Annotated in this window: 20 protein-coding genes; 9 read left to right on the top strand and 11 right to left on the bottom strand. The window is 67.8% G+C overall.

What is annotated here, in order from left to right; translation table 11 throughout:
- Window positions 1–36: 36 nt before the first annotated feature.
- Both ELQ90_RS06690 and glgA read right to left on the bottom strand, forming a co-directional pair.
- Window positions 37–819, bottom strand: coding sequence for an ABC transporter ATP-binding protein (locus ELQ90_RS06690; RefSeq protein ID WP_128494494.1), 783 nt, complete (start codon window positions 817–819; stop codon window positions 37–39).
- 41 nt (window positions 820–860) lie between these two features.
- Window positions 861–2,045, bottom strand: a complete 1,185-nt coding sequence (gene glgA, locus ELQ90_RS06685; RefSeq protein WP_128494493.1) for a glycogen synthase — start codon at window positions 2,043–2,045, stop codon at window positions 861–863.
- Between the two features lie 45 nt (window positions 2,046–2,090).
- On the opposite strand from glgA, the gene ELQ90_RS06680 reads away from it, so the two are divergent.
- Together ELQ90_RS06680 and serB are read left to right on the top strand one after the other, a co-directional pair.
- Window positions 2,091–3,335 carry a glucose-1-phosphate adenylyltransferase gene (locus ELQ90_RS06680; protein ID WP_128494492.1) on the top strand — a complete coding sequence of 415 codons (1,245 nt, stop codon included), beginning with the start codon at window positions 2,091–2,093 and terminating at the stop codon, window positions 3,333–3,335.
- The gene (serB, locus tag ELQ90_RS06675) at window positions 3,332–4,012 is read left to right on the top strand and encodes a phosphoserine phosphatase SerB (protein WP_128494491.1); all 681 of its coding nucleotides are present in this window, start codon (window positions 3,332–3,334) and stop codon (window positions 4,010–4,012) included. Before ELQ90_RS06680 ends, serB begins: the two co-directional genes overlap by 4 nt.
- Before the next feature lie 64 nt (window positions 4,013–4,076).
- On the opposite strand, the gene fabG is transcribed toward serB, so the two are convergent.
- Complete coding sequence (gene fabG, locus ELQ90_RS06670) at window positions 4,077–4,787, bottom strand: 3-oxoacyl-ACP reductase FabG (RefSeq protein WP_128494490.1); 711 nt, start codon at window positions 4,785–4,787, stop codon at window positions 4,077–4,079.
- 132 nt (window positions 4,788–4,919) lie between these two features.
- Between fabG and ELQ90_RS06665 the strand changes: the two genes are divergently transcribed.
- The 3 genes from ELQ90_RS06665 (at window position 4,920) to ELQ90_RS06655 (ending at window position 6,303) form a co-directional block, all read left to right on the top strand.
- Window positions 4,920–5,234, top strand: a complete 315-nt coding sequence (locus ELQ90_RS06665; protein ID WP_243696070.1) for a DUF3099 domain-containing protein — start codon at window positions 4,920–4,922, stop codon at window positions 5,232–5,234.
- A 71-nt stretch (window positions 5,235–5,305) separates the two neighbouring features.
- Window positions 5,306–5,455, top strand: a complete 150-nt coding sequence (locus ELQ90_RS06660; protein ID WP_424980799.1) for a hypothetical protein — start codon at window positions 5,306–5,308, stop codon at window positions 5,453–5,455.
- Entirely contained in the window at window positions 5,452–6,303 is an 852-nt protein-coding gene (locus ELQ90_RS06655) for an SURF1 family cytochrome oxidase biogenesis protein (protein ID WP_128494487.1), read from the top strand. Before ELQ90_RS06660 ends, ELQ90_RS06655 begins: the two co-directional genes overlap by 4 nt.
- 26 nt (window positions 6,304–6,329) lie before the next feature.
- On the opposite strand, the gene ELQ90_RS06650 is transcribed toward ELQ90_RS06655, so the two are convergent.
- From ELQ90_RS06650 to sufB, 7 genes are all read right to left on the bottom strand, one after another.
- Window positions 6,330–7,928 (bottom strand): ABC-F family ATP-binding cassette domain-containing protein, encoded by a 1,599-nt coding sequence (locus ELQ90_RS06650; protein ID WP_128494486.1) that lies wholly within the window; start codon window positions 7,926–7,928, stop codon window positions 6,330–6,332.
- An 80-nt stretch (window positions 7,929–8,008) separates the two neighbouring features.
- The gene (locus ELQ90_RS06645; protein ID WP_128494485.1) at window positions 8,009–9,169 is read right to left on the bottom strand and encodes a MalY/PatB family protein; all 1,161 of its coding nucleotides are present in this window, start codon (window positions 9,167–9,169) and stop codon (window positions 8,009–8,011) included.
- A 57-nt stretch (window positions 9,170–9,226) separates the two neighbouring features.
- On the bottom strand, window positions 9,227–9,556 hold the full coding sequence (locus tag ELQ90_RS06640) for a metal-sulfur cluster assembly factor (RefSeq protein WP_128494484.1): 330 nt from the start codon (window positions 9,554–9,556) through the stop codon (window positions 9,227–9,229).
- A gap of 4 nt (window positions 9,557–9,560) precedes the next feature.
- Window positions 9,561–10,325, bottom strand: coding sequence for a Fe-S cluster assembly ATPase SufC (gene sufC / locus ELQ90_RS06635; RefSeq protein WP_128494483.1), 765 nt, complete (start codon window positions 10,323–10,325; stop codon window positions 9,561–9,563).
- 4 nt (window positions 10,326–10,329) lie between these two features.
- On the bottom strand, window positions 10,330–10,656 hold the full coding sequence (locus ELQ90_RS06630) for a non-heme iron oxygenase ferredoxin subunit (protein WP_128494482.1): 327 nt from the start codon (window positions 10,654–10,656) through the stop codon (window positions 10,330–10,332).
- Window positions 10,656–11,879 (bottom strand): Fe-S cluster assembly protein SufD, encoded by a 1,224-nt coding sequence (gene sufD, locus ELQ90_RS06625; protein WP_424980798.1) that lies wholly within the window; start codon window positions 11,877–11,879, stop codon window positions 10,656–10,658. The genes ELQ90_RS06630 and sufD overlap by 1 nt, the downstream gene beginning before the upstream one ends.
- Window positions 11,879–13,297 carry a Fe-S cluster assembly protein SufB gene (gene sufB, locus ELQ90_RS06620; protein WP_128494481.1) on the bottom strand — a complete coding sequence of 473 codons (1,419 nt, stop codon included), beginning with the start codon at window positions 13,295–13,297 and terminating at the stop codon, window positions 11,879–11,881. Before sufB ends, sufD begins: the two co-directional genes overlap by 1 nt.
- 332 nt (window positions 13,298–13,629) lie before the next feature.
- Between sufB and ELQ90_RS06615 the strand changes: the two genes are divergently transcribed.
- On the top strand, window positions 13,630–14,601 hold the full coding sequence (locus ELQ90_RS06615; RefSeq protein WP_128494480.1) for a COX15/CtaA family protein: 972 nt from the start codon (window positions 13,630–13,632) through the stop codon (window positions 14,599–14,601).
- A gap of 139 nt (window positions 14,602–14,740) precedes the next feature.
- On the opposite strand, the gene ELQ90_RS06610 is transcribed toward ELQ90_RS06615, so the two are convergent.
- On the bottom strand, window positions 14,741–15,661 hold the full coding sequence (locus ELQ90_RS06610) for a heme o synthase (protein ID WP_128494479.1): 921 nt from the start codon (window positions 15,659–15,661) through the stop codon (window positions 14,741–14,743).
- 265 nt (window positions 15,662–15,926) lie between these two features.
- On the opposite strand from ELQ90_RS06610, the gene tkt reads away from it, so the two are divergent.
- From tkt to ELQ90_RS06595, 3 genes are read left to right on the top strand one after another with little or no spacing between them, the layout of a single operon-like run.
- Window positions 15,927–18,017: a transketolase gene (gene tkt / locus ELQ90_RS06605; RefSeq protein ID WP_128494478.1), complete on the top strand. Its 2,091-nt coding sequence runs from the start codon at window positions 15,927–15,929 to the stop codon at window positions 18,015–18,017.
- A gap of 30 nt (window positions 18,018–18,047) precedes the next feature.
- Complete coding sequence (tal, locus tag ELQ90_RS06600; RefSeq protein WP_128494477.1) at window positions 18,048–19,157, top strand: transaldolase; 1,110 nt, start codon at window positions 18,048–18,050, stop codon at window positions 19,155–19,157.
- Entirely contained in the window at window positions 19,154–20,767 is a 1,614-nt protein-coding gene (locus tag ELQ90_RS06595) for a glucose-6-phosphate isomerase (protein WP_128494476.1), read from the top strand. The genes tal and ELQ90_RS06595 overlap by 4 nt, the downstream gene beginning before the upstream one ends.
- Window positions 20,768–20,787: the final 20 nt, after the last annotated feature.

Genomic DNA, 20,787 nt, shown 5'->3' with positions numbered 1-20,787 from the left:
GAATCCCGCGCCGTTATGGGAGGCGCGACGCGCCGATCAGACCGCGCGAGCGGAGAAGCGGCCGTCGCGCTCGTCGAGCTCGATGGGGAGATCGAACGTCGCGGTGAGGCTCTCGGAGGTGAGCGCCTCGGCGATCGGGCCGCTCGCAACGATGCCGCCGCGAGCGATGAGGAGTGCGTGTGTGAATCCCGGCGGGATCTCCTCGACGTGGTGCGTGACCATGACGATCGCCGGTGAGTCGTCGGCCTGCGCGAAGCCGCTCAGGAGGCCGACGAGCTCTTCGCGGGCGCCGAGGTCGAGGCTCGCTGCTGGCTCGTCGAGGAGGAGGAGCTCCGGATCGGTCATGACGCTGCGGGCGATCTGAACACGCTTCTGCTCGCCGTCGCTCAGCGAACCGAAGCGCCGGTCTGCGAGACCGTCGAGTCGCCACTCGGCGAGGACGCGGTGAGCGCGCTTGAGATCGATGTCCTCGTAGGACTCGTTCCATCGCCCCGTGACGGCGTAGGCCGCTGTCAGCACGACGTCGATGACCTTCTCGGTCGCCGGGATCCGACGGGACATCGCGGTGGACGCGAAGCCGACGCGTGAGCGCATCTCGAACACGTCCACGCGCCCGAGCCGGTTGCCGAGCAGTTCGACCGTCCCCGAGGTCGGGAACATGAAGCTCGACGCGAGCTGCAGAAGCGTCGTCTTCCCCGCACCATTGGGGCCGAGGATGACCCATCGCTGATCGTCGGTGACGGTCCAGTCCACGTCGTGGAGGATGGCGTTGCCATTACGGACGACGGACACAGCTGAGAGATCGAGAACCGACGACATGGTCTCTAGCCTATCGGCCGCACGGGCACGATAGCGCCCGATCAACGCCCCAAGACCGAAGCGTAGAGGGCGCGCGTGTCGTCCGCGATGCGCTGCCAACTGAACATCTCCTCCGCCCGCTTGCGTCCTGCAGCACCCATCTGCGCCGCTCGCGGATCCGAGACGATCCGTGTCATCGCGTCCGCGAGATCCGCCACGAAGCGATTGGCGTCGACGGGTGTACCCGTCCCGTCGGTGACCTGCTCGATCGGGACGAGGAGCCCCGTCTCGCCGTCCGCGACGACCTCGGGAATGCCGCCGGTGGCCGACCCCACGACGGGGGCGCCGCACGCCATGGCCTCGAGGTTGACGATTCCGAGCGGCTCGTAGACCGAGGGACAGACGAACGCCGTCGCGCTCGTGAGGATCGCGCAGAGCTCGCGACGCGCGAGCATGCGGTCGATCCAGACGACGCCGGCGCGCGAGTGCTGCAGTTCCCGCACGCCTGCTTCGACCTCCGCGAGGATCTCCGGAGTATCGGGCGCGCCGGCGCACAGCACGAGCTGAACGTCGTCCGGAAGCGACTTCGCGGCTTTGAGCAGGTACGGGAGTCCCTTCTGCCGCGTGATGCGCCCGACGAAGACGATGGACGGCTTGTCGGGATCGATTCCGGCCGCGCGAACGAAGTCGGGGTCGTCGACGGGACGCCACTCGTCGAGGTCGATGCCGTTGTATATCACCTCGACTTTCGCCGGATCAAGCCCCGGATAGCTCCGCAGGATGTCAGCGCGCATGCCGCCGCTCACGGCGACCACCGCGGCGGCCGACTCGAAGGCCGTCTTCTCGATCCAGCTGGACACGCGGTAACCGCCACCGAGCTGCTCGGCCTTCCACGGCCGCAAAGGCTCGAGGCTGTGCGCCGTGACGACGTGAGGGACGCCGTGCAGCAGGCTCGCCACGTGACCGGCGCCGTTCGCGTACCAGGTGTGCGAGTGCACGAGATCCGCGCCGGCACAGTCCTGTGCCATCTGGAGGTCCGCGCCGAGCGTCCCGATCGCGGCGTTCGCCGACGCGAGCTCCGTGGGGACTCGGTAGGCGAAGGTGTCGGGAGCGTCGCGATCCGCGCCGAAGCACCGCACCGAGACGTCGATGTCGGCTCGGAGGGCTTTGACGAGCTCGGTGACGTGCACCCCCGCTCCCCCATAGATCTCCGGTGGATACTCCCGTGTCAGCAGGTCGACTCGCATTCTCCGACGGTAGTACACCTCCAACTCCTCCTCTAGGGTGGGGGCATGCCTGCAACGAAGAAGGTCTTCGGAATCGTCCTCGCCGGCGGTGAGGGCAAGCGTCTCATGCCCCTCACGGCCGACCGGGCGAAGCCCGCGGTGCCTTTCGCCGGTCAGTACCGGCTCATCGATTTCGCCCTGTCGAACCTGATCAACTCGGGACTGACCCAGATCGTGGTCCTGACGCAGTACAAGTCGCACAGCCTCGACCGCCACGTCTCCCAGACCTGGCGGCTCTCCGGTCTGCTCAACTCGTACGTCGCCTCCGTCCCGGCGCAGCAGCGCCTCGGGAAGCGGTGGTTCTCTGGGTCCGCCGACGCGATCCTCCAGAGCCTCAACCTGATCCGCGACGAGAAGCCCGACATCGTCGTCGTGGTCGGCGCCGATCACGTCTACCGCATGGACTTCAACGACATGATCGAGGCCCACATCGCCTCGGGGAAGCCCGCGACGGTCGCCGCCATCCGGCAACCGATCGAACTGAGCGACCAGTTCGGCGTCATCGACGTGCAGCCGGACGACCCGACTGCGATCCGGGAGTTCCTCGAGAAGCCGATCAATGCGACGGGCCTCGCGGACGCGCCGCACGAGGTCTTCGCCTCGATGGGCAATTACGTCTTCGACGCCGACGCCCTCATCGAGGCCGTCACGGTCGACGGCGAGTCGACGACCTCGAACCACGACATGGGCGGCGACATCGTGCCCTACTTCGTGAACAAGGGTCAAGCGGGCGTCTACGACTTCAAGCGCAACGACGTCCCCGGATCGACGGACCGCGATCGCGCCTACTGGCGGGACGTCGGAACGATCGACAGTTTCTTCGAGGCCCACCAGGACCTCATCTCGACGCTCCCGATCTTCAACCTCTACAACGCCCACTGGCCGATCTTCTCGCAGCAGCTCAACTCGCCCCCCGCGAAGTTCGTGCGCGATGCGCGCGGCAATCTGGGCGAGACGATCGACTCGATCGTGTCACTCGGGTCGCTCATCTCGGGCGCTCACATCGAGCGCAGCGTGCTCGGTTCCTGGGCTCTCGTCGAGTCGGGGTCGAAAGTCGTCGACTCGGTGCTCTTCGACCGGGTGACCATCCGGCCGGACGCCGTCGTTCAGCGCGCGATCCTCGACAAAGAGGTCGTCGTCGAGTCCGGCGCGCAGGTCGGCGTCGATCACGATCGCGACCGTGCTCGCGGCTTCACCGTCACCGACTCCGGGCTCACCGTCGTCGGCAAGGGGGTCAGGGTCGTCCCGTGAGTGAACGCTCGACCGGCGGAGGCTCCTCGGCGCCGCGATTCCTCGTGGTCCTCGACGTCGACTCGACGCTCATCGAGAACGAGGCGATCGAACTGCTCGCCGCAGAAGCGGGAACACTCGAACACGTCGCGCGGGTGACCGAGCGGGCGATGAGGGGCGAACTCGACTTCTCCGCGAGCCTCGTCGAGCGCGTCGCGACCCTCCGCGGCCTCGATAGCGCGGTCTTCGACGCCGTCGCTCCGCGCATCGTCGTCACGACCGGTGTGCCCGAGCTGATCGACGGGGTGCACGGCGCGGGCGGCGTCGTCTGCGTCGTCTCCGGCGGGTTCCACGAACTGCTCGACCCCCTCGCGACCCGGCTCGGCCTCGACGGGTGGAGGGCGAACCGCCTCATGGTCACCGACTCCATTCTCACGGGCGAGGTCGACGGCCCGATCATCGACGCCGAGGCGAAGGCCGAGACCCTGCGGGAGTGGGCCGCCGACTGGGACATCCCGCTCGAGCGCACGGTCGCGATCGGTGACGGCGCCAACGATCTGCGGATGATGTCCGCGGCGGGACTCGGCGTCGCGTTCGACGCGAAGCCCGCCGTGCGGGCCGCAGCCGACGTGGTCCTACGCGAGCGGGACCTTACCTCGGTGCTCCCCCTGCTCGGACTCCCCCGCCTCCGCCCGTGAGGTGGTTGATTTGGCGATGGTGCGCGTAACTGCGTGCACCATCGCCAAATTGATGTGCAGGGGGTCAGTGCCCCATGCCGAGGCCGCCGTCGACGGGGATGACGGCGCCCGAGATGTATCCGGCGTCGTCACCTGCGAGCCACGTCACCACCTTCGCGACCTCCGACGCCGTCGCGTAGCGGCCGGCCGGGATCGACTTGAGGTACTCGGCCCGCTGCTCCTCTGGCAAGGCGTCGGTCATGTCGGTCTCGATGAAGCCCGGGGCGACGACGTTCGCGGTGATCCCTCGCGCACCGAGCTCGCGCGTGATCGATCGAGCCATCCCGACGAGGCCGGCCTTCGACGACGCATAGTTGACCTGGCCGGGCGAACCGTAGAGGCCGACGACGCTCGAGATGAGCACGATGCGACCGAAGCGGGCCTTGAGCATGCCCTTCGACGCGCGCTTGACGACGCGGAACGATCCGCCGAGGTTCGTGTCGACGACACGGTCGAAGTCGTCGTCGGCCATCCGCATGATGAGGGTGTCCGCGGTGATGCCCGCGTTCGAGACGAGGACCTCGACCGGTCCGAGCTCGCGCTCGACCTCGGAGAACGCAGCATCCACGGAAGCCGTGTCGGTGACGTCGGCCCGGACCGTGAGCGCGCCCTCCGGTCCGGAACCCGAGCGGGCGGTCACCGCGACGCGATGCCCGGCGACGATGAATTCCTCCGCGATGGAGTAGCCGATGCCCCGGTTCCCTCCGGTGATGAGAACGGTGCGTGCTGTAGTCATGAGATCCAATCCGAGCGGTCGTGCGAGTGCGGGCTTCGGCGGCCGGGTACCCGGCCGGAGAATGCGAGGGGGCCGTGAAGGTCGCCCCGGCCGCCTTACAGCCTAGGAGATGGACGTAGGCTGTTCGTGACGATGAAACAACCCTCCATCACCTCTCTCCCGGCGTCTCCCGACGAGGAACGCCGCAGCAGGATGCGCAAGTACTCGATCGCCATGAGCGTTCGGATGGCGTGCATCCTGCTCGTCTTCGTGGTTCCCGGTTGGTGGATGTGGGTCTTCGCTCTCGGGGCGATCGTCCTTCCCTACATCGCCGTGGTCCTCGCGAACGTCGGTGACAACCGCGCCGGCCGGGTCGAGGCACCGGGGCCGCGGGAATCCCTCGCGATCGATCGAGGGTTCGTCGAGCCGCCGCCCGCGGCGGATCGGTCCGCCGGAGACGGACGGTGATCGGCCTCGGCTCCGTGCCCGATCGGCACACGTGCTCTCGAGCGGGGTGCTCCGAGACCGCGACATCGCGCGTGGAGTGGCGCAACCCGCGCATCCACGGGCCCGAGCGCACGAAGATCTGGCTCGCATGCGAAGAGCACGTCGCCTACTTGAGCGAGTTCCTCTCCGCTCGCGACTTCCCCGTCGCGGTGCGTCCGCTCGAGGAGGAGACGACACCGTGAACAAGTGGCGTTTCGCCATCAGCCGGCGGTGGTTCGGCTACCTCGCCGTCGCGATCGTCTTCGCCGTGGTGTGTGTGCTGCTGTCCAACTGGCAGCTCGCCCGCCGTGCGGAGAAGACCGCGGAGATCGACCTCGTCGACCGCAACTTCGACGCCCAACCCGTCGACGTGGCCGACGTGCTGCCTGCACTCGACACGTTCGACCCCGACGACGAGTGGCGACCGGTGCTCCTCGAGGGCACTTATCTCACTGACGAGCAGACCCTCGTCCGCAATCGTCCGCGCGGCGGTCAGCCGGGCTTCGACGTCCTCGTGCCCTTCCGCACGGACGACGGAATTGTCTTCATCGTCGACCGCGGGTGGCTCCCGACGGGGAGCGAGCAGGACCTCCCCGACGTCGTGCCCGACGCGCCGACGGGAGATGTCACCGTCACGGTCCGATTACGCCCGGGAGAACCGACCGTCGCGAACCGTGGAGCCGGCGAAGGCCAGATCGCGACCATCCACCTCCCCGATCTCGCCGAACGCATCGGTGAGCCGACCTACACGGGCGCATACGGGGTTCTCGCGGACGAGACACCCGCTCCCGCCGAACCGCGCCCCGCGTCCGTCGAACGCCCGGTCCCCGATGAGGGTGCTCACCTCTCCTACGCGTTCCAGTGGCTCATCTTCGGCATCCTCGGCTTCGTCTTCCTCGGCTACGCCGTGCGCCAGGAGTACCGAGCGCTCAACGCCGACGACCCGGACGAGCGTCGGCGAGCCGAGGAGCGCGAAGCGAAGCGCAAGCAGAAGCGCACGGACGCGGACATCGAAGACGAGTTGCTCGATGCGGGTGCCCCCCGCCCCTGAGGGACCGACGAGCCCGCCCGTCCGGATCAGGCGAGGCTGATGAGCTCCGCGTAGTCCTTGTTCCAGTGGTCCTCGACGCCGTCGGGGAGGATGAGGACGCGCTCGGGGTTGAGGGCCTCGACGGCGCCCTCGTCGTGACTCACGAGCACGACCGCGCCCTCGTAGTGCGCGAGGGCGTCGAGGATCTCGTCGCGGCTCGCGGGATCGAGGTTGTTCGTGGGCTCGTCGAGGAGGAGGACGTTCGCCCCGGACACGACGATCATCGCGAGGGCGAGCCGTGTCTTCTCCCCGCCGGAGAGGACGCCGGCCGGCTTCATCGAGTCGTCTCCCGTGAAGAGGAACGATCCGAGCACCTTGCGGGCCTCGGTCTCCGTGATGTTCGGGGACGCCGACACCATGTTCTCGAGCACCGAACGCTTGACGTCGAGCGTCTCGTGCTCCTGCGCGTAGTACCCGATGCGCAACCCGTGGCCCGGCTCGACCTGCCCCGTGTCGGGCTTGTCGACACCCGCGAGGATGCGGAGGAGCGTCGTCTTGCCGGCGCCGTTGAAACCCAGGATGACGACCTTCGAGCCCCGGTCGATCGCGAGATCGACGGCCGTGAAGATCTCGAGCGATCCGTACGAGCGGGACAGGTTCGACGCCATGAGCGGGGTCCGACCGCAGGGAGCGGGCTGCGGGAACCGCAGCTTGGCGACCCGATCGACGGCACGGACGTCGTCGAGGCCGGCGAGCATCTTCTCGGCGCGAGCGACCATCTGGTGCGCCGCTGCGGCCTTCGAGGCCTTCGCGCCGAACCGGGCGGCCTGCAGCTGCAGGGTCGTCGCCTTCTTCTCGACGTTGGCGCGCTCCTTCTTGCGGCGCTCCTCGTCGGCCTGGCGCTGCTTCTGGTAGTTCTTCCAGTTCATGTTGTAGGTGTCGATGACCTGGCGGTTCGCGTCGAGGTAGAAGACGCGGTTGACCGTCTCCCCCACGAGCTCGACGTCGTGGCTGATGACGATGAATCCACCCGTGTAGTTCTTGAGGAACTCGCGCAACCAGACGACCGAGTCGGCATCCAGGTGGTTGGTCGGCTCGTCGAGGATCATGGTGCGAGCGTCCGAGAAGAGGATCCTGGCGAGCTCGATGCGGCGACGCTGGCCGCCCGACAGCGTCTTCAGCTGCTGATCGAGGATGCGGTCCGGCAGGTTCAGGTTGCTCGCGATCGACGCCGCCTCGGCCTCTGCCGAGTAGCCCCCGAGCATGTGGAAGCGTTCTTCGAGGTTGCCGTAGCGCTTCATGGCGGCGTTACTGACAGCCGTGTCGGACGAGGCCATGTCGATCGTCGACTCCTGCATCCCGAGCACGATGTCGCCGAGGCCGCGGGCGTTGAGGATGCGCGTGCGGGCGAGTTCCTCCGGGTCTCCGGAGCGCGGATCCTGAGGGAGGTAGCCGAGCTCCCCGCTCAGCTCGACCGAGCCGGAGTTCGGCATCAGTTCACCGGAGAGGACCTTCGTGAGCGTCGTCTTCCCGGCACCGTTGCGCCCAACGAGACCGATCTTGTCGCCGTCCGACACCCGGAAGTCGACGCCCTCCATGAGTACGCGCGCTCCCACGCGGATCTCGAGGTCGTGAACGCTCAGCACGGTGTATCCGTTTCTCGCCCGGGCGCACGTCGGCGCCGCACTGGACGGTGTGGTGGAGAAGAGGGGGTCAGCCCCCCAGTCTACGACGTGGAAGTGACGCGATCGCCCCGCGCGACCGTGACGATGCGGACGATGGCTTCCTCGAGCAGGGCGGGATCGCACGCGAGATTGACGCGGACGTGTCCCGCACCACCCGGTCCGAAGTCGGCGCCCGTGCGGAGCGCGACCTTCGCACGTTCGAGGATCACGTCGGCGGGGTCGGCGTCCCAGCCGAGCGCACCGAGGTCGACCCAGGCGAGGTATCCGGCGTGCGGCTCGTGCACCCGTGCGTCGGGGACTTCGTCGGCCAGCCGGGAGACGAGGGTGCGGCGATTGCGCTCGATGGTCAGGACCGCACGATCGAGCCACTCCTCGCCGTCGTCGTAGGCCGCGATGCTCGCGATCACGCCGAACTGGCCTGTCCTCCAGGCGACCTCGTCGGGGAGCGACCGCAGGAAGGCGGTGCGGTCGGGATCGTCGGCGATCATCATGGCGCATTTGAGTCCCGCGATGTTCCACGCCTTGCTCGCCGAGTGCAGGGCGAAACCGATCCGGCGTGCGGCATCCGAGACCGAGAGCCACGGGGTGAAGCGCGCGTCGGAGTGCGTGAGCGGCGCGTGGATCTCATCGCTCACGACGATCGCACCCGCGGCGTCGGCGAGCGTCGCGAGCGCGGAGAGCGACGCGGCGTCGTGAGGGTGACCGAACGGGTTGTGCGGATTGCAGAGCAGGACGGCCCGCGCTCCCCTGTGGAGCGCCGCTTCGATCGCCCCGAGGTCGAGGGTTCCCTCCGGTGTGAGGGCGACGTCCACGACGGGAACGCCCGCCTCGGCCGCGAGCATGTAGAACGGCGGATACACGGGCGGCGTGATCACGAGGCCCGTCCCGACGTCGATGCGCCGGAGGATCTCGACGATGCCCATGCTCACGTCGGCCGTCGTCTGGATGTGAGCGGTATCGAGGGACCAGCCCCACCGCCGCTCCGCGAATCCGGCGAAGGCCCGAGGGAGCTCCGTGTGCGACGCGACATAGCCGGTGTCGCCGCGCTCCACCGCCGAGTGGAGAGCCGCGGCGATCGGTTCGGCGAGGGGGAAGTCCGCCTCGGCCACGAACATGGGGATGACGTCGGAGGGGTACTCGCGCCACTTCTCGCTCGTGCGCGAGCGCAAGACATGGAGCGGCGCCGCGGGCAACTCGTTCATGGTCTCCTCCGGATACGCGAAAGCCGACCGGAGTGTTCCGGTCGGCTTCCTCGGTCGTCAGATGGCGAAGCCGAGAGCTCGCATCATGTCGCGGCCGTCATCGGTGATCCGCTCCGGGCCCCACGGCGGCATCCAGACCCAGTTGATGCGGAAGGCGTCCACGACGCCGTCGAGCGCCTCGGCCGTCTGCTCCTCGAGCACGTCGGTGAGCGGGCAGCCCGCCGAGGTGAGCGTCATGTGGATGACGAGGGCGTCGTTCTCCTCGTCCCATCCCAGGTCGTAGATGAGACCGAGGTCGACGACGTTGATCCCCAACTCGGGATCCATGACGTCCTTGAGAGCTTCCTCGACCTGGTCGAACTTGTCGGGAGCGAGCGTCGTTACCATGTCGTTATGCTACGGGAGCGTCGGAGAGATAGCGATCGTATCCCTCGTCTTCCAGGCGATCGGCGAGCTCGGGTCCACCCTGCTCCGCGACCTTGCCCGCGACGAACACGTGGACGAAGTCCGGCTTGATGTACCGCAGGATGCGCGTGTAGTGGGTGATGAGGAGGACGCCGAGTCCGGTGTTCTCCTTCGCACGGTTGACGCCCTCCGACACGATCTTGAGCGCGTCGACGTCGAGGCCGGAGTCGGTCTCGTCGAGCACGGCGAACGTCGGCTTGAGGAGTTCGAGCTGCAGGATCTCGTGGCGCTTCTTCTCGCCGCCCGAGAAGCCCTCGTTGACGTTGCGCTCGGCGAACGAGGAGTCCATGCGGAGGTTCGACATCGACTCGCGCACGTCCTTGATCCAGCTGCGAACCGCGGGAGCCTCACCGTCGACGGCCGTCTTGGCCGTGCGGAGGAAGTTCGTCACGGTCACGCCCGGGATCTCGACGGGGTACTGCATCGCGAGGAAGAGTCCGGCACGAGCGCGCTCATCGACGCTCATCGCGAGCACGTCCTCACCGTCGAGGGTAATGGTGCCCGACTCGACGGTGTACTTGGGGTGGCCGGCGATCGTGTAGGCGAGAGTCGACTTGCCGGAACCGTTCGGCCCCATGATCGCGTGGGTCTCGCCCTCGCGGATCGTGAGGTCGACGCCCTTCAGGATGGGCTTCGTTCCCTGGTCGGTCTCCACGCTCACGTGCAGGTCGCGGATTTCGAGTACAGCCATGTCGCTAGATCACTTTCGTTACGGTCGGGTCGATGTAGATGTCGCCGTCACGGAGTTCGACCTCGTAGACGGGAACGGGTTCGTAGGCCGGCAGCGTCAGGGGCTTGCCGGTCGTGAGCTCGAACTTCGAGCCGTGCGCCCAGCACTCGAGGGCCGAGTCCTCGACGAACCCCTCGGAGAGGGAGATGTCGCCGTGGGTGCACGTGTCGCCGATCGCGTGGACTGCGCCGTCTCCGTCGAGTACGAGCGCGATGGGCGCTCCCCCGACGACGACGCGGCGTGCTTGGTTCGGGGCCAGTTCGGCGACCGGACAGACCTTCTCCTGCACGATCAGCGCTCGCTCGCGGAGAGCAGGTCGGTACCCGCGAGCTCCGCCTCGATCGCGCGGTCCAGGCGCTCCTGCAGCTCCGGGTCGCCGATCTGCTGTACGACCTCGGTGAGGAATCCGCGCACGACGAGGCGGCGCGCCTCCTCCTCGCCGATGCCGCGAGCCTGGAGGTAGAAGAGCTGCTCGTCGTCGAAGCGCCCGGTGGCACTCGCGTGCCCGGCACCGGCGATGTCGCCCGTCTCGATCTCGAGGTTCGGGATGGAGTCGGCGCGCGTGCCGTCCGTGAGGACGAGGTTGCGGTTCTGCTCGTAGCTGTCGGTGCCCGTGGCCTTCTGGCCGATGAGGACGTCGCCGATCCAGACGGATCGGGCGCCCTCGCCCTGGAGCGCACCCTTGTAGGTGACCCGGCTCCGCGTGTGCGGGGCATCGTGGTTGACGTACACCTGCTGCTCGAGGTGCTGACCCGCGTCGGAGAAGTAGAGGCCGAGGGCCTCGACGTCGCCACCCTCCGCACCGAGGTGCGTCGAGGGATTCACGCGGACGACCGAGCCGCCGAGCGACACGACCACGTGCTTCAGCTTCGCGTCGCGACCCACCGTCGCGAAGTGTGCAGCGAGGTGCAGAGCGTCGTCGTCCCAGCCCTGCACGCTCACGACGGTGAGATCAGCGCCGTCACCGACGACGATCTCCACGTTCTCCGTGAGCTTGGCCTGGCCTGCGCTGTCGAGGATGACGAGGCCACGGCTGAAGGGAGCCGCGTTGATGACCGTGTGAGCGGCACGAGCCGTCGTTCCGAGGGCGGTCCGGCGGATGTTCGCGCGCTTCATCTCCTCACCCGACACCTCGACGCGCAGCACCTCCCGCGTCTGCGTCCAGGCGTTGGCCGCTGCGCGCTCCTCGGGGATGCCGGCGCGGCCGCGCTCGACGGCATCGACGGCTCCCCACGTGACGGATACGCCGTCGACCTGGTCGGCGTCGACGCGATACGCCGAGCCGTCCAGGTCACCGTCGATGAGGTCGGCGACGCGTGCGACCGGGGTGAGCTTCCACGACTGCTCACGTCCGGTCACGGCGTCGAAGTCGTCGACGTTCGTGGAGGTGAAACGCTCCGAGCGCGTCTGGACCGGCACGAATGCGCCGGCACCGTCGCTGTGCGCGCGGAAGCCGTGTTGACCGGTGGTCTCGAGGGTTTGGCTGGGAGCCCCAGCCGGCACTGCTGTCGTCACTAGCCGACGGATCCTTCCATGCCCATCTCGATGAGCTTGTTGAGTTCGAGCGCGTACTCCATGGGCAGCTCTCGAGCGATGGGCTCGATGAAACCGCGGACGATCATGGCCATGGCCTCGTCCTCCGGCATACCGCGCGACATGAGGTAGAAGAGCTGCTCCTCGCTCACACGCGACACGGTCGCCTCGTGACCGAGCTGGACGTCGTCCACGCGGATGTCGATCGCCGGGTAGGTGTCGCTGCGCGAGATCGTGTCGACGAGCAGAGCGTCGCACCGCACCGTGTTGGCCGAGTGGTGGGCGTTCGCGTCGACGCGGACCTCGCCACGGTAGCCTGCACGACCACCACCGCGGGCGATCGACTTCGAGACGATCGACGACTGCGTGTACGGAGCCATGTGGATCATCTTGGCGCCGGCGTCCTGATGCTGACCGGGACCCGCGAAAGCGACCGAAAGCGTCTCGCCCTTGGCGTGTTCACCGGTGAGGTAGATGGACGGGTACTTCATCGTGACCTTGGATCCGATGTTGCCGTCGATCCACTCCATCGTCGCGCCCTCCTGGGCGATCGCACGCTTCGTGACGAGGTTGTAGACGTTGTTCGACCAGTTCTGGATCGTCGTGTACCGCACGCGGGCATTCTTTTTCGCGATGATCTCGACGACGGCCGAGTGGAGCGAGTCCGACTTGTAGATCGGGGCCGTGCAGCCCTCGATGTAGTGGACGTAGCTGCCCTCGTCGGCGATGATGAGCGTCCGCTCGAACTGGCCCATGTTCTCCGTGTTGATGCGGAAGTAAGCCTGAAGCGGGATCTCGACGTGAACGCCGGGCGGCACGTAGACGAACGAACCTCCCGACCAGACGGCCGTGTTGAGCGCGGCGAACTTGTTGTCGCCGGCCGGGATGACCGTGCCGAAGTACTCCTCGAAGAACTCGGGGTGCTCCTTGAGAGCCGTGTCCGTGTCCATGAAGATGACGCCCTGACGCTCGAGTTCCTCGTTGATCTGGTGGTAGACCACTTCGGACTCGTACTGGGCGGCGACACCGGCGACGAGACGCTGACGCTCGGCCTCGGGGATGCCGAGCCGCTCGTAGGTGTTCTTGATGTCGTCGGGGAGTTCCTCCCACGTCGCCGCCTGGCGCTCGGTCGACCGTACGAAGTATTTGATGTTGTCGAAGTCGATGTCGGAGAGATCGGCGCCCCACGTCGGCATGGGCTTGCGACCGAAGAGGTCGAGACCGCGCATGCGCCGTTTCAGCATCCACTCCGGTTCGTCCTTGAGCCGCGAGATGTCTGCGACAACCTCGGGCGACACTCCACGACGCGCGGAAGCTCCCGCGACGTCCGAGTCGGACCAGCCGAATTCGTACACGCCGAGGCTCTCGAGCTCTGGGCGATCGATCAGGACGTCAGACATGGCTACCTTTCTCTCCTCTAGTCGGCAACAGGCGCGTGCGATCACGCATTCCCGAGCCGCCAAGCATGGCCGCGCGATGAGCGCGGTCGCCCCGACTCCGGACCCCCGTTCCCGGGGGCCGATCCGTGCGGGGCATGGTTCGAGAGACGCCGTCGTCTCCGTAGAATGAGTGTGGAAGCACCGATCGGACCGTCGCCGTTCGAGAGAGCCCTCTCCGCGAACACCAGCCGATCCGGTCCCGGCCTCAACCCCCTGATTCTACAGGGTGACGCATCCGAACGGGGCGATGTCCGGGCTGGCTTTCAGCAAAAAGAGCCGAGGAAGAAGTCGAGATGAGCGCCGCCACGCGAACACTGCAGCGATTCTGGCACTGGCTGCCAACCGGGATCGATCGTCGGGTCCGATTCATCGCGTGGGCGAACTTCGTCGCGCAGACCGTCATCGTCGGCACCGGAGGAGCCGTGCGCCTGACGGGTGCCGGTCTCGGGTGCCCGACGTGGCCGCGATGCACCGCCGACTCGTTCGTGACGACTCCCGAGATGGGCATCCACGGCATCATCGAATTCGGCAACCGGACACTCTTCTTCGTCGTCGAGATCATCGCGATCCTCGCCGTGCTGTACGTGATCAAGTACCGCGCCCAGCGCCGCGACCTCCTCGTCCTCACGATCATCCCCGCGGCGAGCGTCTTCCTGCAGGCCATCGTCGGCGGCATCACCGTGCTCACGGGCCTGAACCCCTACGTCGTCGGCCTGCACTTCGTGCTCAGCGTCGTCCTCGTCGTCCTCGCGGCCGTCCTCGTCTACCGCGTCTACGAGGCGCCCGGCGAGCGGGCCCGAGTCGCTCCCGTTTGGTACGCCGGGGTGACCCACCTGACGTCGTTCTTCGTGGCCGTCACGGTCATCGTGGGCATCCTGACGACGGGTTCCGGCCCGCACGCCGGCGACGGCGGCGCGAAGCGCAACGGACTCGACCCCGAACTGCTCCAGCACGTCCACAGTTGGCCCGCCTACGCGACACTCGCGCTCACCGTCGTCCTCGTCGTCGGCGCCGTCCGCTTCCCGCCGCGGCCGCGGACACGGACCTTCGTCCTCTGGCTGCTCGCGGTCGAGATCGTCCAGATCATCGTCGGCGTCACCCAGGCGCGACTCGGGCTGCCGGAGATCCTCGTCGGGATCCACATGGTCCTCGCGTGCCTCCTGACGGCGGCGATGACGACGGTCGTCCTCTCCCTCAAGAGCCCGGTGCCCACGACGGTCGGCGAGGCGGAGCGCCAGCCCGTCTCCGGGAGCGCCGCCGGCTGACCGCCGATCCGCGGTCGGCTCGGACGACGTCGACGCTCCCGATCACAGCGCGTCTGGGCGGCTCGTGTCGCGCTCGGTCGGGCGTGTTGCACACGGGCGATGGCGGACGCCGCCCAACGTCGTCCGCTGAGGCGCGTCGCTAGAAGGGCAGGAGCGGGTCGATCGCGATCGCGAGGAACAGCACCGTGAGGTAGCTGATCGAGCCGTGGAACACGCGCATGGGCGAGACGGCCTCATGGCGGATCGCGAGGTTGTACAGGCGGTGGGTCTCGTAGATGAACCAGATGCCGACCGCGATCGCCGTGACGGTGTACACGACACCCATTCCCGCAGCGGGGATGAGCAGGAGCGAGCACGCGACCGTCGCCCACGTGTACAGGATGACCTGCAGGCCCACTTGTGCGCGGCCGCGCACGACGCCGAGCATCGGGACACCGACCGACTTGTAGTCGTCGCGGTACTTCATCGACAGCGGCCAGTAGTGTGGAGGCGTCCAGAGGAAGACGACACCGAAGAGGATGAGGGGAGCCCAGCCGAGCGAGTTCGTGACGGCGGCCCACCCGATGAGCACAGGGAAGCAACCGGAGATGCCGCCCCAGATGATGTTCTGAGAGGTGCGCCGCTTGAGCCACAGCGTGTAGACGAAGACGTAGAAAGCGATCGCGGCGACGGAGAGCGAAGCAGCGAGGAGATTGGTCGTGACGAGGAGCCAGACCGTCGAGACGACGGCGAGCGTCCAGGCGAACACGAGGGCCTCGCGCGGCGACAGCTCCCCCGTCACGAGCGGACGATTCTTCGTCCGCTTCATGACCTTGTCGATGTCGCGGTCGATGTACATGTTGAACGAGGCGGCGGAGCCGGCGCTCATCGCACCCCCCAGGACCGTCGCCACGATGAGCCACCAGTGCGGCAGCCCGCCCTCGGCGAGGATCATCACCGGGATCGTCGTGACGAGGAGGAGCTCCATGACACGGGGCTTGGTGAGAGCGACGTAGGCCTTCGCCTTCCGGCGGAATCCGATCTGCTCGGTTCCGACACGTTCTTCTACGGCTGCCTTCATCGCTCCTCTAACCCGTTTTCGTCCGTGGGCGATTCTACGCGATGTCGAAGCCGTAGGACTCCATTACTCCTCACGATCGGGCTACGCAACATCGCGACCGGGGACCGTACGCGTCCCTATACTGGGGAACGCCCCGCGTCGGGCACCTCCCACTTTCGCTCGTCGAAGCTGTGGCGCGTCCCGATGACGACGGCGGCGCCGCGAGCGCGCCATTGCCTGACCGGCGAACGCGGTTCGCTGGTCCGAATTGGGAAGGATCAGTCACGTGGCAGTTCTCGAATGGGACTCAATCGACGAGAAGGCGGTCGACACGGCCCGCATCCTCGCCGCCGACGCGGTGGAGAAGGTCGGTAACGGCCACCCCGGAACGGCGATGAGCCTGGCGCCCGCCGCCTACCTGCTGTTCCAGAAGGTCATGCGCCGCGATCCGCGCGATCAGGACTGGCTCGGCCGTGACCGTTTCATCCTGTCGGCCGGCCACAGCTCGCTGACGCAGTACGTCCAGCTCTACCTCGGTGGCTACGGACTCGAGCTCGATGACCTCAAGGCCCTCCGCACCTGGGGCTCGAAGACGCCCGGCCACCCCGAATACGGCCACACGGACGGCGTCGAGATCACGACGGGACCACTCGGTCAGGGCCTCGCCTCCTCCGTCGGCTTCGCCTACGCCTCCCGCTACGAGCGCGGCCTGTTCGACCCCGAGACGCCGGCCGGTGAGAGCCCGTTCGACCACTTCGTCTACGTCATCGCGAGCGACGGCGACCTCGAAGAGGGCATCACGAGCGAGGCATCGTCCCTCGCGGGACACCAGCAGCTCGGCAACCTCGTCGTCATCTACGATGCGAACCAGATCTCGATCGAGGACGACACCGACGTCGCCTTCACCGAGGACGTCGCCGCCCGCTACGAGGCCTACCACTGGCACGTCCAGACGGTCGACTGGAAGAAGACCGGCGACTACGTCGAGGACGTCCAGGAGCTCTTCGACGCGATCGAGGCCGCGAAAGCCGAGACCACGAAGCCGTCGCTCATCGTGCTCAAGACCATCATCGGCTGGCCGAGCCCGACCAAGCAGAACACCGGCAAGATCCACGGTTCAGCCCTCGGCGGCGAGGAGCTCGCGGGCGTCAAGAAGGTACTGGGCTTCGACCCGGAGCAGACCTTCGAGGTCGCCCCCGAGGTTCTCGAGCGCACGCGCGGCGCGGTCGAGCGCGGCGAGGCGGAGCGCGCGGACTGGCAGAAGTCCTTCGACGCGTGGGCCGAGTCGAACCCCGAGCGCAAGCAGCTGCTCGACCGGCTCCTCACGGGCGAGCTGCCCGAGGGCGTCGAAGACGTCCTGCCCGTCTTCGAGGCCGGCACGACCGTCTCGACGCGCGCGGCGTCCGGCAAGGTCCTCACCGCCCTCGGCGAGGTCGTTCCGGAGCTGTGGGGCGGTTCCGCCGACCTCGCCGAGTCCAACAACACGACGATCGGGGGCGCGACCTCCTTCATCCCCGCGAGCCGCTCGACCGAGATGTGGACGGGCGACCCGTACGGCCGCGTACTCCACTTCGGTATCCGCGAGCACGCCATGGCGGCGATCCTCAACGGCATCGTCCTCCACGGCCCCACTCGGGCCTTCGGCGGCACGTTCCTCATCTTCAGCGACTACATGCGTCCGGCCGTCCGGATCGCCGCCCTCATGCAGATCCCCTCGATCTTCGTGTGGACGCACGACTCGGTCGCCCTCGGCGAGGACGGCCCGACGCACCAGCCGATCGAGCAGCTCTCGACCCTCCGTGCCATCCCGAACCTCGCGGTCGTCCGTCCCGGTGACGCCAATGAGGTCTCCCACGCCTGGCTCGAGATCCTCAAGCGCCGCGGCGGCCCGGCTGGAATCGCCCTCACGCGCCAGAACATCCCCGTCTTCGAGCGCGGTGACGGCGAGGCCTCCGGCGACACCTTCGCGTCCGCCGCGAACGTGTCGAAGGGTGCATACGTCTTCGCCGAGTCCAACACCGGATCGACCGACGTCATCCTGCTCGCCACGGGCTCCGAGCTGCAGATCGCCGTCGACGCGCGCAAGGCGCTCGCGGAGGAGGGCATCGGCGCTCGCGTCGTGTCGGTTCCGTCCCTCGAGTGGTTCGCCGAGCAGGACGAGGCGTACCGTGAGTCGGTGCTGCCGTCGTCCATCACGGCCCGGGTATCGATCGAGGCCGGTCTCGCGTTGTCCTGGAGAGGCATCGTCGGCGACGCCGGCCGCAGCGTCTCCATCGAGCACTTCGGCGCCTCCGCCGACTACAAGACGCTCTACAAGAAGTTCGGGATGACGACGGAAGCAGCCGTCGCCGCCGCGAAGGAGTCGCTCGGTCGCTGACCGGGCAGGAAGAAAGAACGGGTACATCTCATGAGCGACAACCCCACAACCGCACTCTCCGCCGCCGGTGTCAGCATCTGGCTCGACGACCTGTCCCGCCAGCGCATCGGCTCCGGCAACCTCGAGCGGCTCATCGCCGAGAAGAACGTCGTCGGTGTCACCACCAACCCGACGATCTTCGCCGGTGCGCTCTCGCAGAGCGAGTCCTACGCCAAGCAGGTCGGCGAACTCGCCGCGCAGGGCACGAACGTGACCGACGCCGTGTTCGAGATCACGACGGACGACGTCCGTGACGCCGCGAACATCTTCAGCGACGTCTACGAGAAGTCGGCCGGTTTCGACGGCCGCGTCTCCATCGAGGTCGAGCCCGGCCTCGCTCACGACGCTGCCGGGACGATCGCCGAGGCCCAGCGCCTCTGGGCGAAGATCGACCGCCCGAACGTCATGATCAAGATCCCGGCGACCGTCGAGGGTCTTGAGGCCATCGCCGAGACGATCGGCGCCGGCATCAGCGTCAACGTCACGCTGATCTTCAGCCTCCAGCGCTACCGCGAGGTCATCAACGCCTACCTCACGGGCCTCGAGAAGGCCCGCGCGGCCGGAATCGACCTGTCGACGATCCACTCGGTCGCGTCCTTCTTCGTCTCCCGCGTCGACAGCGAGATCGACAAGCGCCTCACCGCCATCGGTACCGAGGAAGCCCTCGCACTCAAGAGCAAGGCCGGACTCGCGAACGCTCGACTCGCCTACCAGGTGTACGAGCAGGCGTTCGGCTCGGAGCGTGCCAAGACGCTCACGGACGCCGGCGCGAACCCGCAGCGTCCCCTCTGGGCGTCGACGGGCGTGAAGGACCCGAACCTCCCCGACACGCTGTACGTCACGGGGCTCGTCGCCGAGGGCGTCGTCAACACGATGCCGGAGAAGACGCTCGACGCCACCTTCGACCACGCCGAGGTCACGGGAGACACCGTCACCGGTGCGTACGACGAGGCGAACAGCGTCCTCGACGCGCTCGCCGACCTCGGCATCTCCTACGACGAGGTCACCGCGCTCCTCGAGAAAGAGGGTGTCGAGAAGTTCGTCGTGAGCTGGAACGAGCTTCTCGACACCGTCACCTCCGCGCTGGAGAGTGCGAAGTGAGCTTCGCGATCCGGGTGAGCGGCGCGGCGGCCGAGGCCGTCGCGACCGCAGTGCCCACACTCGTCTCCGATCTCGTCGCGTCGGGCATCACCGGCCAGAACCCCGACCTGTGGGGCCCCGACGCCGTCGAGGAGGCCTCGAAGCGCCTCGGCTGGGTCGAGGCGCCGAGCATCTCCCGTCCGCTCGTCGATGAGATCACCGCCCTCCGCGACGACCTGCGCTCTCGCGGCGTGACGCACATCGTGCTCGCCGGCATGGGCGGTTCGTCGCTCGCGCCCGAAGTCATCACGCGGACCGTCGGGGCAGAGCTCACCGTGCTCGACTCCACGGCTCCCGGCCAGGTCGCGGCGGCGCTCGCCGACCGCCTCGAGGAGACGGCGATCGTGGTCTCCTCGAAGTCGGGGTCGACGGTCGAGACCGACAGCCAGCGTCGCATCTACGAAGACGCCTTCCGCGGCGCGGGCATCGACCCCGCCGAGCGCATCATCGTCGTGACCGACCCCGGCTCGCCGCTCGAGGCGTCGGCTCGCGAGGCGGGATATCGCGTCTTCAACGCCGACCCCAACGTCGGCGGGCGCTACTCCGCGCTCACCGCCTTCGGTCTCGTTCCCAGCGGACTCGCGGGCGTGGACATCGCGGAACTCCTCGATGAGGCTGAGGCCATTCTCGTGGAACTCTCCGTCGATGACGAGAGCAACCCGGGTCTCGTCCTCGGTGCGGCCATCGCGGCGACGTCCCCCCGTCGGGACAAGCTCGCGATCGTCGCCGACGGGACCCACATCGTCGGTTTCCCCGACTGGGCGGAACAACTCATCGCGGAGTCGACCGGCAAGCTCGGCACGGGCATCCTGCCCGTCGTGCTCGAGCCCCTCGCGACCGAGATCACGGCAGGCTACCCGGATGTGCAGGTCGTCCGGATCGTCGACGACGCCGACGAGCACGGTCACCTGTTCTCGGACGACCGTCACGACGGCGAGATCCACGTGAGCGGCACACTCGGCGCCCAGATGATGGTGTGGGAGTACGCGACGGCGGTGGCCGGACGCCTTCTCGGGATCAACCCGTTCGACCAGCCAGACGTCGAGTCGGCCAAGGTCGCGACGCGCGGCCTCCTCGACAGCACGCCGGAGCCCACTCCCCCGGCGTTCGTCGAGGGCGGCATCGAGGTGCGTGCGACAGGTGGTCTCGCCGACGGCCAGTCCACCATCCGTGGAGCGATCGACGCCCTCCTCGCGCAGCTCGGCGAGGACGGCTACGTCTCCATCCAGGCCTACGTCGATCGGGTCGCGACGCCGCAGCTCGACGGCATCCGCGACCTTCTCGCAGCGCGCGCCGGGCGACCGGTCACGTTCGGCTGGGGCCCCCGCTTCCTCCACTCCACCGGTCAATACCACAAGGGCGGGCCCGCGACGGGCGTCTTCCTCCAGATCGCGGAGCAGTCGGACTCAGACATCGAGGTGCCCGGTCGCCCGTTCACGCTCGGCCAGCTCATCCGGGCCCAGGCCGCGGGTGACGCGAGCGTGCTCGCCGACCACGGCCGTCCCGTGCTGACGCTCACGTTGAGCGGCTCCGCCGACGACATCACCGCGCTCTTCGAAGCCGCAAACTGAGCCTCGCGCTCTCCAGCGAA

The sequence above is a fragment of the Labedella phragmitis genome (assembly GCF_004078635.1).
GTDB classification, from domain to species: Bacteria; Actinomycetota; Actinomycetes; order Actinomycetales; family Microbacteriaceae; genus Labedella; species Labedella phragmitis.
The sequence above is the reverse complement of the archived record's forward strand: the minus strand, read 5'-3'. Positions and strand labels throughout refer to the sequence as shown.

Excerpts from the sequence above, each read along its gene's own strand:
- ELQ90_RS06640 (WP_128494484.1), bottom strand. The coding sequence starts at position 9,556 with ATGGTAACGACGCTCGCTCCCGACAAGTTCGACCAGGTCGAGGAAGCT.
- glgA (WP_128494493.1), bottom strand. The coding sequence starts at position 2,045 with ATGCGAGTCGACCTGCTGACACGGGAGTATCCACCGGAGATCTATGGG.
- fabG (WP_128494490.1), bottom strand. The coding sequence starts at position 4,787 with ATGACTACAGCACGCACCGTTCTCATCACCGGAGGGAACCGGGGCATC.
- sufC (WP_128494483.1), bottom strand. The coding sequence starts at position 10,325 with ATGGCTGTACTCGAAATCCGCGACCTGCACGTGAGCGTGGAGACCGAC.
- ELQ90_RS06615 (WP_128494480.1), top strand. The coding sequence starts at position 13,630 with ATGAGCGCCGCCACGCGAACACTGCAGCGATTCTGGCACTGGCTGCCA.
- ELQ90_RS06645 (WP_128494485.1), bottom strand. The coding sequence starts at position 9,169 with ATGAACGAGTTGCCCGCGGCGCCGCTCCATGTCTTGCGCTCGCGCACG.
- ELQ90_RS06690 (WP_128494494.1), bottom strand. The coding sequence starts at position 819 with ATGTCGTCGGTTCTCGATCTCTCAGCTGTGTCCGTCGTCCGTAATGGC.
- tal (WP_128494477.1), top strand. The coding sequence starts at position 18,048 with ATGAGCGACAACCCCACAACCGCACTCTCCGCCGCCGGTGTCAGCATC.
- ELQ90_RS06680 (WP_128494492.1), top strand. The coding sequence starts at position 2,091 with ATGCCTGCAACGAAGAAGGTCTTCGGAATCGTCCTCGCCGGCGGTGAG.
- sufB (WP_128494481.1), bottom strand. The coding sequence starts at position 13,297 with ATGTCTGACGTCCTGATCGATCGCCCAGAGCTCGAGAGCCTCGGCGTG.
- ELQ90_RS06610 (WP_128494479.1), bottom strand. The coding sequence starts at position 15,661 with ATGAAGGCAGCCGTAGAAGAACGTGTCGGAACCGAGCAGATCGGATTC.
- ELQ90_RS06665 (WP_243696070.1), top strand. The coding sequence starts at position 4,920 with ATGAAACAACCCTCCATCACCTCTCTCCCGGCGTCTCCCGACGAGGAA.